Raw genomic sequence first — 15160 nt, forward strand, 5'->3', positions numbered from 1 at the left:
TAAATTTACGTCAAATATTTGGCGACGGTAACACAACATTGAGATCCAGGGAGATGCACCCATGCGCGTTTTAACCCCCCTCTGCAGCGCGGTTTTGCTGGCCATGGCTTGCACTTCCCAAGCCCAGGCGATGAACCTCACCGAGGCGATTCAGAGCACCATCGCTACCCACCCGGAACTGGCTTCGCGCGTGGACGCCCGCCTGTCTGCGGATGAGCAGGTGAAAGTGGCCAAGGGCGGGTTTTATCCGTCGGTCGATCTGAACGCGGCCTACGGGCGCGGCTACAGCGACAACACCAACACCCGTGCCTTCGGTAATCACAACACCGAAATTCTCAATTACACCCAGTCCGAGCTGCGCTTGCGGCAGATGATCTTCGACGGCTTCAACACCGCCAACGAGGTCGAGCGCACCAAGGGCGTGTCCAATTCGCGCGCCTACTACGCGCAAGGCACCGCACAGGATCTGGCCCTGCGCACCATCGAGGTCTACCTCGAAGTGCTCAAGCGTCGGGAACTGGTGACGCTGGCGAAGAACAACCTGCAGGCGCACTTGCGCGTCAACGACCAGATCGGCCTGCGCACCGAGCGCGGCATCGGCAGCACCGCCGACTCCGATCAATCGGTTGCCCGTCGTGCACTGGCGCAGAACAACCTCGACACCGCCGAAGTCGATCTGGCCGACGCCGAATCGAATTTCTACAGCGTGGTCGGACGCATGCCCGATGAGCTGGAAACCCCGGCCTCGACTCGCGGTGAGATGCCGCCGGACCTGCGTGAAGCGCAGCAGAGCATGGTCGACAACAACCCGTACCTGAAATCGGCTCAGGCTGACGTGCAGTCCGCCGAGAGCCAGTACGAAGTGGCCAAGTCGCCGTTCTACCCGCGCTTCGATGCCGAAGCAGCAGTCGGCGCAAACAACAACGTGCAGGGTGATGAAGGCCACGACAACGAATGGCGTGTCGGTGTCGTGATGAACTACAACCTGTTCCGTGGCGGCAGCGACAAGGCACGTCTGGCGGCGAATGCCCACGACATCAACCAGGCGATGGACATCCGCAACAACGCCCTGCGTCAGCTCAACGAGAACATTCGCCTGGCCTGGAACGCCATGGAGAACGCCAAGAAGCAGACGCCGACCGCTCGCGAATACGCCGAAACCACCAAACGCGTGCGCGCCGCTTATCAGGACCAGTTCGGCCTCGGCCAACGCACCCTGCTCGACCTGCTCGACAGCGAAAACGAGCTGTACAACGCCAACCGTCGCTACACCGAAATCCGCTACACCGAGGAATACTCGATGTACCGCGTGCTGGCGAACATGGGCCAGTTGCTGAGCAAGCAACGCGTGGTGCTGCCGGCTGATGCGATTGCCACGACCGAAGTGAAAAACCAGGCGCGTCTGCCCGAGTTGAAATAGATCCTGCAGGACCTGCCGAAGGCTGCGATCTCTGATCGTTCCCACGCTCTGCGTGGGAATGCAGCCCGTGACGCTCCGCGTCACTGGACGCAGAGCGTCCCTAGAGGCATTCCCACGCAGAGCGTGGGAACGATCCGATAACCGAGCCCGTTCAACAGAGGCAATCACTATGACCAGCATGGAACCCGGCGCCACCGGGGTCGATCCGCGCCTGAGCTTCGACGATCCGTTACTCGACGGTCTGCTGATCCTCTGCAAACTGCATGGCGCCACGGTCAGTCGTGCCAGCCTGAGCGCCGGGCTGCCTCTGAACAAGCAACGCCTGAGCCTCGATCTGCTGCCCCGTGCAGCCGCGCGGGCCGGATTGCAGGCGCGGTTGTTGCGCCGTGACCTGAAAGACATTTCGTCGCTGAACCTGCCGATCCTGCTGCTGCTCAACGACGGCCGCACTGCCGTGCTGCGGCGCTTTGGCGAGGACGGCAAAGCCCTGCTGCTGCCCAGCGAAGCCGACGGCGGCGAGCAATGGGTCAGCCGCGAAGAACTCAGCGAACACTATAGCGGTCAGGCCTTGTTCGCCCGTCCGCGCCACGAACTCGAAGACCTCCGCGCGCCGCTGGTGCCACGGGTAAATGCGTGGTTTCGCGACACCCTTAAACTGTCGAAATGGCTGTACAGCGATGCAATCCTCGCCAGTTTTCTGATCAACCTGCTCGGCCTGATGGTGCCGCTGTTCGTCATGCAGACCTACGATCGCGTGGTGCCCAATCAGGCGACCTCGACGCTGTGGGTGCTTTCGATCGGTTTGCTGATCGGCACCGGTTTTGAACTGGTGCTGCGCGTGGTGCGTGCGCATCTGCTCGACACCGCCGGCAAGAAAACCGATGTGATCCTCTCGGCAACGTTGTTCGAGCGCATCACCGGCATGTCGATGAAAGCGCGGCCGGCGACCATCGGCGGCTTTGCCCAGAGCATTCACGACTTCCAGGGCCTGCGTGAGTTTCTCACCGCCGTGACCCTGACCAGCCTGATCGACTTGCCCTTCGTGGTGTTGATGCTGGTAGTGATCGGCCTGCTCGGCGGCTGGCTGGTGGTGATTCCGCTGCTGGCGTTTCCGGTCACCATCATCTTCGCCATGGCGATTCAGGTGCGCCTGCGTGACACCGTGCAGAAAAGCCTGAGCCTCGGCGCCGAGCGTCAGGCAGTGCTGATCGAAACCCTCGGTGGTCTGGAAACCCTCAAGGCCTGCGGCGCCGAAAGCGAGCGCCAGCACAAATGGGAAAGCACCCACGGCGCCCTCACCCGCCTCGACAGCCACGCACGCAACCTGTCGGCCCTGGCCACCAACGGCACTTTGTTCATCCAGCAGTTTTCCGGGATGGCGACGATTGTGGCCGGGGTCTACAGCATCATTGCCGGCAACCTCAGCGTCGGCGCGCTGGTTGCCACTTACATGCTCGGCAGCCGCGTACTCGCCCCGCTCGGCCAGATCGCCGGGCTGATCACCCGCTACCAGCAAGCGCAACTAACGATGAAAAGCACCGACGCGCTGATGGCCCTGCCGCAGGAACGCGACGGCAAACAACGGCCACTGGAACGCACGCAGCTGCAAGGCGCCCTCGACGTCAGCGGCGTGACGTTCCACTACACCGGCCAGAACGCACCGGCGCTGAGCGAGGTCAGCTTCAGCCTGAAACCCGGCGAGCGGGTCGGCATCATCGGCCGCAGCGGCTCCGGCAAAAGCACGTTGGCGCGGCTGGTCATGGGCTTCTACGAAGCGGAACAAGGCCAGTTACTGCTCGACGGCCTCGACCTGCGCCAACTGGACGTGGCTGACCTGCGCCAGCAGATCGGTTATGTCGCCCACGACTTGCCGCTGCTGGCCGGCAGCCTGCGCGACAACCTGACCCTGGGCGCGCGTTACATCAGCGATTCACGCATGCTCGAAGTCGCCGAACTGACTGGCGTCACCGAACTGGCCCGACAACACCCGCAAGGCTTCGACCGACCGGTGGGCGAACGCGGACAACTGCTATCCGGCGGCCAACGCCAGGCGGTGTTGCTGGCGCGCGCGTTACTGCTCGATCCGCCGATCATGCTGCTCGACGAACCCACCAGCGCCATGGACAACAGCAGTGAAGATGCGCTGCGACAGAAACTGCATGGCTGGGTGCAAGGCAAAACCCTGCTGCTGGTGACTCACCGCACCTCGATGCTGAGCCTGGTGGACCGGTTGCTGGTGCTGGACAACGGCCGGGTCGTCGCTGACGGTCCGAAAGAAGCAGTCATCGATGCACTGCGCAAGGGCCGTGTCGGCTCGGCGGCGGTCTAGGAGTTACGCCATGCCTGCTTCCTCCGATAGCAACAAGCGCGGCTACTTCGACAGTTTCGGCAAAAGCGCCGAAGCCGAGTTCATGCCGGAAACCGCCGGCGCAGCATTGCAGGATTCGCCGCGCAAATCGCGGATCACCGTGTGGCTGGCGGCAGCGCTGCTGATCGCCGCCCTGGTCTGGGCCAAATTTGCCGTGCTCGAAGAAGTGACCATGGGCGAAGGCAAAGCGATCCCGTCAAGCAAGGTTCAGGTGATCCAGAACCTTGAGGGCGGCATCGTCACCGAGATTTTCGTTCGCGAAGGCCAGATGGTCGGCAAGGGCGACACCCTGCTGCGTCTGGATGACACGCGCTTCCGCTCGAACAAGGGCGAGAGCGAGGCCGACCGTTACGCGCTGACCGCGCAGGTTGAACGGCTGTCAGCAGAGGCCGAGGGGCGCCCCTTCAAACTCTCCGCTGAAGTCATCGCCAAAGCGCCGCAAGTCGCCGAGGACGAGCGCTCGCTGTACGAGCAACGCCAACGCCGCTTGGCCAGTGAACAGCGCACCCTCAGCGAACAATTGCGGCAGAAAACCCAGGAGCTGGCCGAATTTCGCTCCAAGCAGGGCCAGTTCAGCTCGAGCCTGGCGCTGCTGCAACAAGAGATGAACATGTCCGAACCGCTGGTGAAAACCGGCGCCGTGTCACCAGTGGAAATCCTCAGGCTCAGGCGCAGCGCCGTGGAGATCCGTGGTTCGCTGAACGCCACCACGCTGGCGATTCCCCGCGCCGAATCGGCCATCGCCGAGATCCGCAGCAAGATCGACGAATCCGAGCAGACCTTCCGCTCCGAGGCCGCCAAAGAGCTGAATGAGAAACGCACCGACCTGTCGAAAATCACCGCGTCGAGCATCGCCATCGACGACCGCGTCAGCCGTACCACGGTGACTTCGCCGGTGCGTGGCGTGATCAAGCAGATGAAGGTCAACACCATCGGCGGCGTGGTCCAGCCGGGCAGCGACATGGTTGAAATCGTGCCGCTGGAAGACAACCTGCTGATCGAAGCCAAGGTCCGCCCGCAAGACGTCGCGTTCCTGCATCCGGGCCAGAAAGCCATGGTCAAATTCAGTGCCTACGACTACACGATTTACGGCGGGCTGAGCGCCAAGCTCGAGCTGATCGGCGCCGATACGATCACCGATGACAAGGGCAACAGCTTCTATCTGATTCAGGTGCGCACCGACAAGAATCACCTGGGCGGCGACGTGAAACCGCTGCTGATCATCCCGGGGATGGTGGCGACAGTGGACATTATCACCGGTGAGAAAAGCGTCTTGGATTACCTGCTCAAACCGGTGTTGAAAGCGCGGACCGAGGCGATGCGTGAACGTTAGCCAATGCTCGTTCCCACGCTCCGCGTGGGAATGCCGCCCGGGACGCTCCGCGTCCCTTCACGACGGTGACGCAGAGCGTCACTGGATGCATTCCCACGCAGAGCGTGGGAACGATCATCTGTCGCCATGGTTACGCTGGAAAACCTCCTCCCCCATCGCCGCAATCTGCCCTTCGATCAGCGCTTCAAACGGCTTGAGCAACGGCGCAAACGTCGTCGGCGCTTCGAGGGTTTCCAGCGCCTGCACAATCGCCTCGATCGTCGATAGCGCCCCCGGCCCCGGCGCCTTGCGCAAGCGATAGCGCGACACGCCGCCCTCGGTCAGGGTCACCCGTGGCAGTGCTGCCAGCAGCGGATTGAGGTGCAACATCTTGCGCGCCTTGCGCCAGGTGCCGTCCGGGACGACCAGCAAAATTGGCTGATCATTCGGTGCGTAAGCCTGCAGCGGCTGCGCATCCTCAGCCGGGAACAACAAGCGCGCGTGATAGCCCGGCCGGTTCAACAGTTTCGGCAAATCCTCGAATACCTCGCCGACAATCAGCTCGGCATTGCTCAGCCCCAGCGCCGCCAGCCGCGCGGTATTGAGCGCGTGACTGACCTCGCTCGGATGCTGCAGCAGCAAGACTCGGGTGCGGCTATCGAGGTGCGGAATCAATGGGCACAGGCAATGGGTCTGGGGGCGCAGGCAGCGCGGGCATTGTGGTCGGGACATTTTTTTCTCAAGCCTGATTGAGCTGCGCTTTGAGCAAATCGCGGAAGGTCTGGATCAGCGGCTCGCGGCTGCGGCCCCTGCGCATGATCATCGAAAACGGCGCCTGATAACCGAAGGTCGCCGGCAGCAGAACGCGCAGATCGCCCTTGTCGGCCCAGGCCTGCGCGTAGTGTTCCGGCAGGTAACCGATGTAGGCGCCGGAGAGCACCAGAATCAGCTGCGCTTCCATACTTTCCACGGTCGCGGCGCTGTGTTTGAAACCGTGGCGGGCAAGTTCCGCCTGACTCCAGTAACCGCGCCCGACCATCCGTTGCTGGGTGATGACCTGCTCGGGGATGCGCCGCTCGTTGAACAACGGGTGACGACTGCTGCAATACAGCCAGTGCTGCTCGCGGTACAGCGGCATGTAGACCAGACCGCTCATGCGCGTGGAAAACGCACCGATGGCCAGATCGAGGCGATTGTCCTGCACGCCGAGTTGCAACTCATATGGACTCATTACCGACAGGTGCAAATGCACCGCCGGGTGTTCCTGACTGTAGGCACCAATAGCTTCGGCAAACGGTAAGGCCTTGTCGCTGACCGTGGAATCGATCACCCCGAGATTGAGCGTGCCGCGCAGTTCGCCCTTGAGCGCGGCGGCGTATTGCTCGAAGCCTTCAAGCTCGGCGAGCAGGCGCAGGGTTTCCTGATGGAACAGCTCGCCCTTGCTGGTCAGGCTGAAGCCACCGCGCCCGCGATGGCACAGCACCAGACCGAGCGCGGCTTCGAGCTGGCTCATGTAGGTGCTGATCGCCGACGTCGACAGGTTGAGTTCCTGCTGCGCATTGGCAAAACCCTGGTGACGCACGACGCTGACGAAGATGCGCAGGAGTTTCAGGTCGGGTAAAGCGTTGGCCATTTCTGCTCCCAAGGATCGTTCCCACGCTCTGCGTGGGAATGCAGCCCGTGACGCTCTGCGTCACTTGCGAGTACGGCTGGACGCGGAGCGTCCGTGGATGCATTCCCACGCAGAGCATGGGAAAGATCAGGTGTGGAAGTCTGGCATTAGTTTAGAAAAATCTGAACTAAGTTTTTGCCCGTAGCGATTCTTCCCCGTCACTACATTTCGCATGATCGGCCCCACAGCGGCGTCCGAACCTGTGCTCCACGGCGCGCCGGGATAAATAAAACAAAGACGATGAGGCCCTACCCGTGGACAAGATTCTTCACCAACCACTGGGCGGCAATGAAATGCCGCGCTTCGGCGGCATCGCCACCATGCTCCGACTTCCCCATGTACCGACCGCTGCCGGCCTCGACGCTGCCTTCGTTGGCGTGCCGCTGGATATCGGCACTTCGCTGCGCCCCGGCACCCGCTTCGGGCCGCGCGATATCCGCACCGAATCGGTGATGATCCGCCCGTACAACATGGCCACCGGCGCCGCGCCGTTCGACTCGCTGTCGGTGGCCGACATCGGTGACGTGGCGATCAACACCTTCAACCTGCTCGACGCCGTGCGCATCATCGAAGAAGCCTACGACAACATTCTCGAGCACAACGTCATTCCGATGACACTGGGTGGCGACCACACCATCACCCTGCCGATCCTGCGCGCAATCCATAAAAAGCACGGCAAGGTTGGCCTGGTGCACATCGATGCCCACGCTGACGTCAACGACCACATGTTCGGCGAGAAGATCGCCCACGGCACCACGTTCCGTCGTGCCGTCGAAGAAGGTCTGCTCGATTGCGATCGCGTGGTGCAGATCGGTTTGCGTGCCCAGGGCTACACCGCCGACGACTTCAACTGGAGCCGCGACCAGGGCTTCCGCGTGGTGCAGGCCGAAGAGTGCTGGCACAAGTCGCTGGCGCCGCTGATGGCGGAAGTGCGCGAGAAGGTCGGTGGCGGTCCGGTGTATCTGAGTTTCGACATCGACGGCATCGACCCGGCCTGGGCGCCCGGCACCGGCACCCCGGAAATCGGCGGCCTGACCACCATTCAGGCGATCGAAATCGTCCGTGGCTGTCAGGGCCTCGACCTGATCGGCTGCGATCTGGTAGAAGTCTCGCCCGCTTACGACACCACCGGCAACACCTCGCTGCTGGCCGCCAACCTGCTGTACGAAATGCTCTGCGTACTGCCTGGCGTGGTTCATCGCTGAGGGTCGGTCATGCACGTACGTGATCAGGTTTTGCACGCGGCCGCCGAGTTGGTCGCCGCGTTTGCGCGTAACGATCGCGAAGCTTATTTCGGGGCTTTCAGCGCCGATGCCAGCTTCGTTTTCTACACCCTCGACCAGCCATTGCTGTCGCGCGATGCCTATCAGGCGTTGTGGGACCGCTGGCGTGCCGAGGATGGATTCGAGGTGCTGTCGTGCACCTCGAGCAACGCCTTCGTCAGCCTGCAGGGTGACGTGGCGATTTTCATCCATGACGTGGCCACCGAGCTGCGCATGCAAGGGGAGCAACACTTCAGCCAGGAGCGCGAGACGATTGTTTTCACAAGACAAGCGTCGAGCCTAGAACAACAAGGCCTATGGCTGGCCTGTCACGAACATTTGTCCGCAATGCCGGAAGGGCTGCCACCCCCTTAGCCAATGGTGACGCTCACGCACGATGAGCGCGCCTGATGATCGGAGCAGATCATGAATAACAACAACAACGAAAAAAGCCTTAGCAGCATCGAAACAAACGGGGTCGAACAGATCCCGGATCATGAGCGCGACGCCCGACCCAGCGACTTGTTTCGCTTGATCTTCGGCGGCGCCAATACGTTTGCCACCGCTGTGCTCGGCAGCTTCCCGGTGCTGTTCGGCCTGTCGTTTCAGGCGGGTGTCTGGGCGATTGTGCTGGGTGTGGTGGTCGGTGCGCTGATCCTCGCGCCGATGGGCCTGTTCGGCCCGCTCAACGGCACCAACAACGCCGTGTCTTCCGGTGCGCACTTCGGCGTGCACGGGCGGATTGTCGGTTCGTTCCTGTCGTTGCTGACGGCAATCGCGTTCTTCTCGCTGTCAGTGTGGAGCTCGGGTGATGCGCTGGTCGGCGGTGCCAAACGCCTCGTCGATCTGCCGGAAACCGACCTGACCCTGGGCCTGGCCTACGGCCTGTTCGCGCTGCTGGTGCTGACCGTGTGCATCTACGGTTTCCGCATCATGCTGTGGGTCAACCGCATCGCCGTGTGGGCCGCGAGCCTGTTGTTCCTGCTCGGCATCTTCGCCTTCGCCCCTGCTTTCGACAGCCAGTACGCCGGCAGCGTGGCGCTGGGTCAGGCCGGGTTCTGGGCGGCATTCATCGGCGCGGCGCTGGTGGCGATGAGCAACCCGATTTCCTTCGGTGCGTTCCTCGGCGACTGGTCGCGCTACATCCCGCGTGAGACGCCGAAGGGCCGGATCATGCTGGCGGTGATCGCCGCGCAACTGGCGACGTTGATTCCTTTCCTGTTCGGCCTCGCCACCGCCACCATCGTCGCGATCAAGGCGCCGGACTACATCGCCGCGAACAACTATGTCGGCGGCTTGCTGGCCGTCTCGCCGAGCTGGTTCTTCCTGCCGGTGTGCCTGATTGCGGTGATCGGCGGCATGTCCACCGGCACCACCTCGCTGTATGGCACCGGGCTGGACATGTCCAGCGTGTTCCCGCGCGTGCTGTCCCGGGTCAAGGCGACCTTGCTGATCGGCGTGCTGTCGATCGCCTTCATCTTCATCGGCCGTTTTGCGGCGAACCTGGTGCAGAGCGTGTCGACCTTCGCCGTGCTGATCATCACCTGCACCACCCCGTGGATGGTGATCATGATCATCGGCCTGCTGGTACGGCGCGGCTTCTACTGCCCGGATGACCTGCAAGTGTTCACTCGCGGCGAACAGGGCGGACGCTACTGGTTCAACCACGGCTGGAACTGGCGCGGTCTGGGGGCGTGGATTCCGAGTGCGCTGGTCGGCCTGTGCTTCGTCAACCTGCCGGGGCAGTTCGTCGGCCCGCTGGGCGAACTGGCCGGTGGCATCGACATCAGTTTGCCGGTGACATTGGGCCTGGCGTCGGTGGTGTATCTGACGCTGCTACGCCTGTTCCCCGAACCACGGGAAGTGTTTGGGCCAACGGATGTGCGCAGTCAAGGCGTGAACGCCACGACTAAACCGACGTTACGCCAAGCCGCCTGACCAAACACAAAACCCTGTGGGAGCGAGCTTGCTCGCGAAAGCGATCTGTCAATCACATCACGTTTGAATGTGCTGACGCCTTCGCGAGCAGGCTCGCTCCCACAGGAAGCCTTGCAGACCCCATTAGCTTGACCATAAAAAAGACAATCGGAGACACGCCATCATGGCTTTGGATTTATTCGTCGTACTCATTTATGCCGCTGCGATGCTGATTCTCGGCTACTACGGCATGCGCAAGGCCAAGACCCACGAAGACTATCTGGTTGCCGGGCGTAATCTGGGGCCGTCGCTGTACATGGGCACCATGGCAGCGACCGTTCTCGGCGGCGCGTCCACCGTCGGCACTGTGCGTCTGGGCTATGTGCATGGCATTTCCGGTTTCTGGCTGTGCGCGGCACTGGGCTGCGGCATCGTCGCGCTGAACCTGTTTCTCGCCAAGCCCTTGCTGAAACTCAAGGTATTCACCGTTACCCAGGTCCTGGAGAAGCGCTACAACCCGATGGCGCGCACCGCCAGTGCGACGATCATGCTCGCTTACGCGCTGATGATCGGCGTAACCTCGATTCTGGCGATCGGCACCGTGCTGCAAGTGTTGTTCGGCCTGCCCTTCTGGATCTCCGTACTGCTGGGCGGCGGTATCGTGGTGATTTACTCAACGATCGGCGGCATGTGGTCGCTGACCCTGACGGACATCGTCCAGTTCGGCATTCAGACGGTTGGCCTGATGTTCGTGTTGTTGCCGATCTGCCTGTACCGCGTAGGCGGCTGGGATCAATTGGTCGCGCAACTGCCGGCGGCCAGCTTCAACTTCACCAGCATCGGCTGGGACACGATCATTACCTACTTCATGATCTACTTCTTCGGCATCCTGATCGGCCAGGACATCTGGCAGCGGGTGTTCACCGCCAAAAGCGAAAAAGTCGCCAAATACGCCGGCACCTCGGCCGGGATCTACTGCATCATTTACGGCCTGGTCTGCGCCTTGATCGGCATGGCTGCGCGTGTGCTGATTCCGGATCTGGACAACGTCAACAACGCCTTTGCCGCCATCGTCAAAGTCTCGCTGCCTGACGGCATCCGTGGCCTGGTGATCGCTGCCGCACTGGCGGCGATGATGTCCACCGCCAGCGCCGGCCTGCTCGCCGCGTCCACCACCCTGACCGAAGACCTGCTGCCGAAACTGCGCGGCGGCAAACAATCCAACGTCGCGGTCAGCCGTCTGTTTACGCTGCTGACGGGGATCGCGGTGTTGGGCATTGCTCTGGTCGTCAATGACGTGATCAGCGCGCTGACCCTGGCTTACAACCTCTTGGTCGGCGGCATGCTGATTCCGCTGATGGGCGCGATTTTCTGGAAGCGTGCGACTACTGCCGGGGCGATCAGCGCGATGACGCTGGGCTTTATCACGGCGCTGGTGTTCATGGTCAAGGACGGCATGGACGCGAACTCGCCGATCTATTACAGCCTGGGTGTCAGCCTGGTGAGCTTTGTACTGGTCAGCCTGTTCTCGCCGCGCCCGGCGACCGTGGCAACCGCGGTGTGAATCGGCTGTAACGACTTGATGCTTTCTTCAGCGGGTGTGGCGTCGGTGGCCACACCCGTTTTTTTCGCTTGGCGAAAAGCAAAAGATCGCAGCCTTCGGCGGCTCCTACACTTTGTAGAAACTGCCGACGGCTGCGATCTTGAAATCTCTGATCGCAGGTATTAACGGCGACGTGGCTGGCGTCGGCGCTGTTCGTCGTCCGTGCGAATCGGTACCGGTTGCAGAGGCGGTTCGATCAAACCGAGGGCAACTCCCAAATCGTGCAGCCAGTTCTGGATTTTCTCTTTCATCGTCATGCCCCCTTCAGGGTGGTGCTGAGCGGCCGGAATTCTGAGGCCGCTTCGCACTGATAATAGTCCGAAGTCCTACGCAATGCTCGGCCAAATCCGCAATGATCTGTTACTGAATTGAACAGAATCTGTTGCGATTGGTTCAGGCTGTTTCACGGACGTCATGCAAAGCCACGGGATAGACCGCTTGCTGCACGTCGATCCAGGCATTCAGGTTGGCCCCGGCCATACCCTTGCGCCACATGAGCCACGTTGTCGCACCCGCGAACGGCTCGGCCAACGGATGCACGGCGACGCTTTCGCGACCTGGCAAGCTGGCCAACATCGACTCGGCCATCAACGCCACACCACTGCCGGCAATCACACAGGCGAGCATGCCCTGATACGACTCGATCTCCATCGGCCGGCCCATCGCCGCGTGGTAATGAGAGAACCACGCTTCCAGACGCATGCGATATGAACAGCCCTGACGGAAGGTGAATACCGAGCGCCCTTCCACGTCGCGCGCATTGAGTACCGGCGGATGGTCGATTTCGGTGATCAGCACCAGCCGTTCTTCGCACAGCGGCACGCCATCGAGCCCGGCCAGTTCCAGCGGTCCGTCGACCAACGCCGCGTCGAGGCGGCCGGTGAGCAACCCTTCGAGCAATTCCCCGGTCGGTGCCGATTGCACCTGCAAATTCACTGTCGGGTATTGCTTGTGATACCGCGCCAGCAGCGCCGGCAGATGGATCGCCGCCGTGCTGTACATGGTGCCCAGCACGAAGTCGCCGGCCGGTTGCCCGCCCATCACCGCCGCACTGGCCTGATCGCGCAGAGCGAAGAGTTTGCCGGCGTAGTCGAGCAGCACCTTGCCCGCCGGCGACAACTGCAAGCGCTGCCGTTCGCGGACGAACAGTTCGACACCCAACTGCTCTTCGAGCTGTTTCAGGCGCGTCGACAGATTCGACGGCACACGATGCAAACGCTCGGCGGCACGGGTGATCGAGCCTTCCTCGGCGACCGCCTGAAATATCCGCAGTTGGCTGAATTCCACTGCTTTCTCCTGAACAGAACAAGTTACTCACTATTATTCAATTTTAAAGAAAGTCAATCGATCCTAGCCTGACGGTCATTGCTGCCTTGAAGGAAGCCCGACCATGTCGCCGCTGATACGTTTATCCGCCTGTTTCGTTGCCCTGATGATGGCCATGGGCATTGGCCGTTTCGCCCTGACACCTCAGATGCCGCACCTGCTCGGCGAAGGGCAGATCGACCTCACCGCCGCCGGGCTGATCGCGGCAGCCAACTACTTTGGCTATCTGCTTGGTGCTGTGGATGCGATGTTCGCCCAGCGGCCGCAGCAGGTGCAGCGTCGCCTGCATGGCGGGCTGTGGCTGTGCGTGCTGCTGACCCTGGCGTCGTTCTGGGCCAACGGTTTCTGGTCGCACTTGCTGTTGCGCTTTGGTACCGGGGTGGCGAGTGCCTGGGTGCTGGTGATGATTACTTCACTCAGTCAGCCGCTGGCGGCGGCAGCGGGTCGCCCGCGCTGGGGTGCTCTGGTTTTTGCCGGGCCGGGTCTGGGGATTTTTCTCACAGGCTTGCTGGCGCTGGTCTCACACCGCTTGCAGCAGACATCGGCAACTCTGTGGCTGATTTACGCAGCCGCCGGGTTGCTGATGATGCTTGGCGTCTGGCGGTTGTTGCCGCAGCCCGCAGAGGTAACGAAGTCGGCGGTCGTCCCGGCGACATCAGCGAACCGAGGCATTGGCAGGCTGGCGCTGGTGTATGCGCTGTACGGCATCGGCTACATCATTCCGGCAACGTTCCTGTCGCAGATGGCCAATGCGCAGTTTCACGGCCAGTGGCAGGCGGATCTGTTCTGGCCGTGCTTTGGCCTCGGCGCGGCAATCGGTGTGTGGTTGGTGAGTCTGCGCCGACATGATCCCGAGACCACGCGGCACTGGCTGATGGCGACGTTGTGGCTGCAAGCGGCCGGAGTGTTCGCCTGTCTGCTGGGCAGCGGCGTCGGCCTGGCGTTGGGGGTGATCCTCTGCGGCACGCCGTTTCTGGCCTGCATGCAACTGGTCATGCAGCGTTCGCGAGAGCTGGCGCCCCTCGACACTCAGCGCAACGCCGGGATGCTCACGGCGTGCTTCGCTGTCGGCCAACTGAGCGGCCCGCTGCTGGCGGCGCTGAGCAGCCATTTCAGCGGCGGCTTGCAGCCGGCGCTGCTGATCGCCGGTGCCGGCCTGTTGCTGGCCGGCGCGCTGGCGATGCAGGCCAAGGCTACTGGCCCAGCGCCTTGCGCAAACGCCGACGCAGCCACTGTTCGGCGCTGACGAAAGTGATGCCGAGCAGCACCAGCACGGCGCCGATGACGAAGTTCAGGCTCAACTGTTCGCCGAGCAGCAGCACGCCGAAGGTCACGCCGAACAACGGCGTCATGAACGAGAACACCGCAAGGTTGGCCGCCAGATAACGGCGCAGCAGCCAGAACCACACCAGGTAGCTGAAGAACGACACCACCAGGCCCTGGAACAGCACACTGGCTACCGCCACGGTAGTCAGGCTGACGTGGGTGATCTGGCCGCTGAACAACGCGATCAACAGCAGACCGATGAAACCGACCAGCAACTGATAGAACAGGGTCAATGTCACCGGCGCTTCCGACAGTCGCGAGGCGCGCACCACCACAGTGGTCGCGCCCCAACAGGCGCCGGCCAATACGCCGAAGGCATCGCCCAACAGCATGCGCCGATCAAGGTTGTCCCACGACACACCGCCGGCGAAGGCAATCGCGATGCCGATGAACGCCAGCAGAATCCCCAGCCATTGCAACGGGCGCAACCGCTCGCTGGCCAGCAGGAAATGCACGCCGAGTGCGGTGAAGATCGGCGCGGTATACAAGAACACCGACATATGCGCGGCGGTGGTCAGTTGCAGACCTTCGGCAATGAACAGAAATTCCAGACCAAACAGCGCACCGGCCAGCAAGCCGCCGCGCCAGGTGCTGCCGACCTGATCCCAACCGCCCTTCCAGCAGATCAGCAAACCGACCAGCAACGCAGAAATTCCCGAGCGCCCCGCCGCTTGCATCACTGGCGCGATGTCCGTTGCCGCCCACTTGATCAGGACTTGCTGCACACCCCAGATCAGGCACAGGCCGATCATCACTTGCAGGGCAAAACCGTCGGCATTGCGCCGCTCGGCACTCACCGCAACACCTCGAACACACACAACATGGCAGGCCATCCAATGGTCAGAAAACAGTGTCGGGGATTATCAATCAGTCGCGCGAAAAAAGCCGTCTGGAAAAGACATTAAGTTGGTCAGTGGCGTCAGCGCTGAATGGTTGACGGCTGCGCCGTCATTC

13 protein-coding genes are annotated in these 15160 nt (G+C 62.1%); 8 read left to right on the forward strand and 5 right to left on the reverse strand.

The window, feature by feature from the left end:
* The first annotated feature begins 61 nt into the window (after positions 1–61).
* From JWU58_RS20335 to JWU58_RS20345, 3 genes are all read left to right on the forward strand, one after another.
* Positions 62–1420 carry a TolC family outer membrane protein gene (locus JWU58_RS20335; RefSeq protein ID WP_016771146.1) on the forward strand — a complete coding sequence of 453 codons (1359 nt, stop codon included), beginning with the start codon at positions 62–64 and terminating at the stop codon, positions 1418–1420.
* A gap of 169 nt (positions 1421–1589) precedes the next feature.
* Positions 1590–3749, forward strand: coding sequence for a type I secretion system permease/ATPase (locus JWU58_RS20340; protein WP_206420868.1), 2160 nt, complete (start codon positions 1590–1592; stop codon positions 3747–3749).
* A gap of 10 nt (positions 3750–3759) precedes the next feature.
* The gene (locus JWU58_RS20345) at positions 3760–5121 is read left to right on the forward strand and encodes an HlyD family type I secretion periplasmic adaptor subunit (protein WP_039761043.1); all 1362 of its coding nucleotides are present in this window, start codon (positions 3760–3762) and stop codon (positions 5119–5121) included.
* Positions 5122–5235: 114 nt separating this feature from the next.
* Here JWU58_RS20345 and JWU58_RS20350 read toward each other — a convergent pair whose 3' ends face one another.
* Positions 5236–5832: a tRNA-uridine aminocarboxypropyltransferase gene (locus JWU58_RS20350; RefSeq protein WP_125917808.1), complete on the reverse strand. Its 597-nt coding sequence runs from the start codon at positions 5830–5832 to the stop codon at positions 5236–5238.
* Positions 5833–5839: 7 nt separating this feature from the next.
* Positions 5840–6733, reverse strand: coding sequence for a LysR family transcriptional regulator (locus JWU58_RS20355; RefSeq protein WP_007956593.1), 894 nt, complete (start codon positions 6731–6733; stop codon positions 5840–5842).
* Positions 6734–7026: 293 nt separating this feature from the next.
* Between JWU58_RS20355 and speB the strand changes: the two genes are divergently transcribed.
* The 4 genes from speB to JWU58_RS20375 all read left to right on the forward strand — a co-directional run bounded on the left by speB (position 7027) and on the right by JWU58_RS20375 (position 11515).
* Positions 7027–7977 carry an agmatinase gene (speB, locus tag JWU58_RS20360; protein ID WP_003222717.1) on the forward strand — a complete coding sequence of 317 codons (951 nt, stop codon included), beginning with the start codon at positions 7027–7029 and terminating at the stop codon, positions 7975–7977.
* 9 nt (positions 7978–7986) lie between these two features.
* Positions 7987–8409, forward strand: coding sequence for a YybH family protein (locus tag JWU58_RS20365; protein ID WP_206420869.1), 423 nt, complete (start codon positions 7987–7989; stop codon positions 8407–8409).
* Between the two features lie 51 nt (positions 8410–8460).
* A complete protein-coding gene (locus JWU58_RS20370; RefSeq protein WP_122704764.1) occupies positions 8461–9972 on the forward strand; it encodes a purine-cytosine permease family protein in 1512 nt (503 codons plus the stop codon).
* Between the two features lie 163 nt (positions 9973–10135).
* Entirely contained in the window at positions 10136–11515 is a 1380-nt protein-coding gene (locus JWU58_RS20375; RefSeq protein WP_206420870.1) for a sodium:solute symporter family protein, read from the forward strand.
* Between the two features lie 161 nt (positions 11516–11676).
* Here the strand turns inward: JWU58_RS20375 and JWU58_RS27415 are convergent, their stop codons facing one another.
* Both JWU58_RS27415 and ptrR read right to left on the reverse strand, forming a co-directional pair.
* Positions 11677–11805 carry a PA1414 family protein gene (locus JWU58_RS27415; RefSeq protein ID WP_003184145.1) on the reverse strand — a complete coding sequence of 43 codons (129 nt, stop codon included), beginning with the start codon at positions 11803–11805 and terminating at the stop codon, positions 11677–11679.
* Positions 11806–11947: 142 nt separating this feature from the next.
* The gene (gene ptrR / locus JWU58_RS20380; protein ID WP_206420871.1) at positions 11948–12841 is read right to left on the reverse strand and encodes a putrescine utilization regulator PtrR; all 894 of its coding nucleotides are present in this window, start codon (positions 12839–12841) and stop codon (positions 11948–11950) included.
* 103 nt (positions 12842–12944) lie between these two features.
* On the opposite strand from ptrR, the gene JWU58_RS20385 reads away from it, so the two are divergent.
* Positions 12945–14126 carry an MFS transporter gene (locus tag JWU58_RS20385; protein WP_206420872.1) on the forward strand — a complete coding sequence of 394 codons (1182 nt, stop codon included), beginning with the start codon at positions 12945–12947 and terminating at the stop codon, positions 14124–14126.
* Here the strand turns inward: JWU58_RS20385 and JWU58_RS20390 are convergent.
* On the reverse strand, positions 14074–15003 hold the full coding sequence (locus tag JWU58_RS20390) for a DMT family transporter (protein WP_041478962.1): 930 nt from the start codon (positions 15001–15003) through the stop codon (positions 14074–14076). The two genes, JWU58_RS20385 and JWU58_RS20390, sit on opposite strands and share 53 nt — an antisense overlap.
* Positions 15004–15160: the final 157 nt, after the last annotated feature.

It is taken from the genome of Pseudomonas atacamensis (assembly GCF_017167965.1).
In the GTDB taxonomy this organism is placed as follows: domain Bacteria; phylum Pseudomonadota; class Gammaproteobacteria; order Pseudomonadales; family Pseudomonadaceae; genus Aquipseudomonas; species Aquipseudomonas atacamensis.

What these genes read in the sequence shown, in the direction of transcription:
- JWU58_RS20365 (WP_206420869.1), top strand. Translation starts at nt 7,987, where the DNA reads ATGCACGTACGTGATCAGGTTTTGCACGCGGCCGCCGAGTTGGTCGCC.
- JWU58_RS20345 (WP_039761043.1), top strand. Translation starts at nt 3,760, where the DNA reads ATGCCTGCTTCCTCCGATAGCAACAAGCGCGGCTACTTCGACAGTTTC.
- JWU58_RS20350 (WP_125917808.1), bottom strand. Translation starts at nt 5,832, where the DNA reads ATGTCCCGACCACAATGCCCGCGCTGCCTGCGCCCCCAGACCCATTGC.
- JWU58_RS20355 (WP_007956593.1), bottom strand. Translation starts at nt 6,733, where the DNA reads ATGGCCAACGCTTTACCCGACCTGAAACTCCTGCGCATCTTCGTCAGC.
- JWU58_RS20340 (WP_206420868.1), top strand. Translation starts at nt 1,590, where the DNA reads ATGACCAGCATGGAACCCGGCGCCACCGGGGTCGATCCGCGCCTGAGC.
- JWU58_RS20375 (WP_206420870.1), top strand. Translation starts at nt 10,136, where the DNA reads ATGGCTTTGGATTTATTCGTCGTACTCATTTATGCCGCTGCGATGCTG.
- JWU58_RS27415 (WP_003184145.1), bottom strand. Translation starts at nt 11,805, where the DNA reads ATGAAAGAGAAAATCCAGAACTGGCTGCACGATTTGGGAGTTGCCCTC.
- JWU58_RS20385 (WP_206420872.1), top strand. Translation starts at nt 12,945, where the DNA reads ATGTCGCCGCTGATACGTTTATCCGCCTGTTTCGTTGCCCTGATGATG.
- JWU58_RS20370 (WP_122704764.1), top strand. Translation starts at nt 8,461, where the DNA reads ATGAATAACAACAACAACGAAAAAAGCCTTAGCAGCATCGAAACAAAC.
- JWU58_RS20335 (WP_016771146.1), top strand. Translation starts at nt 62, where the DNA reads ATGCGCGTTTTAACCCCCCTCTGCAGCGCGGTTTTGCTGGCCATGGCT.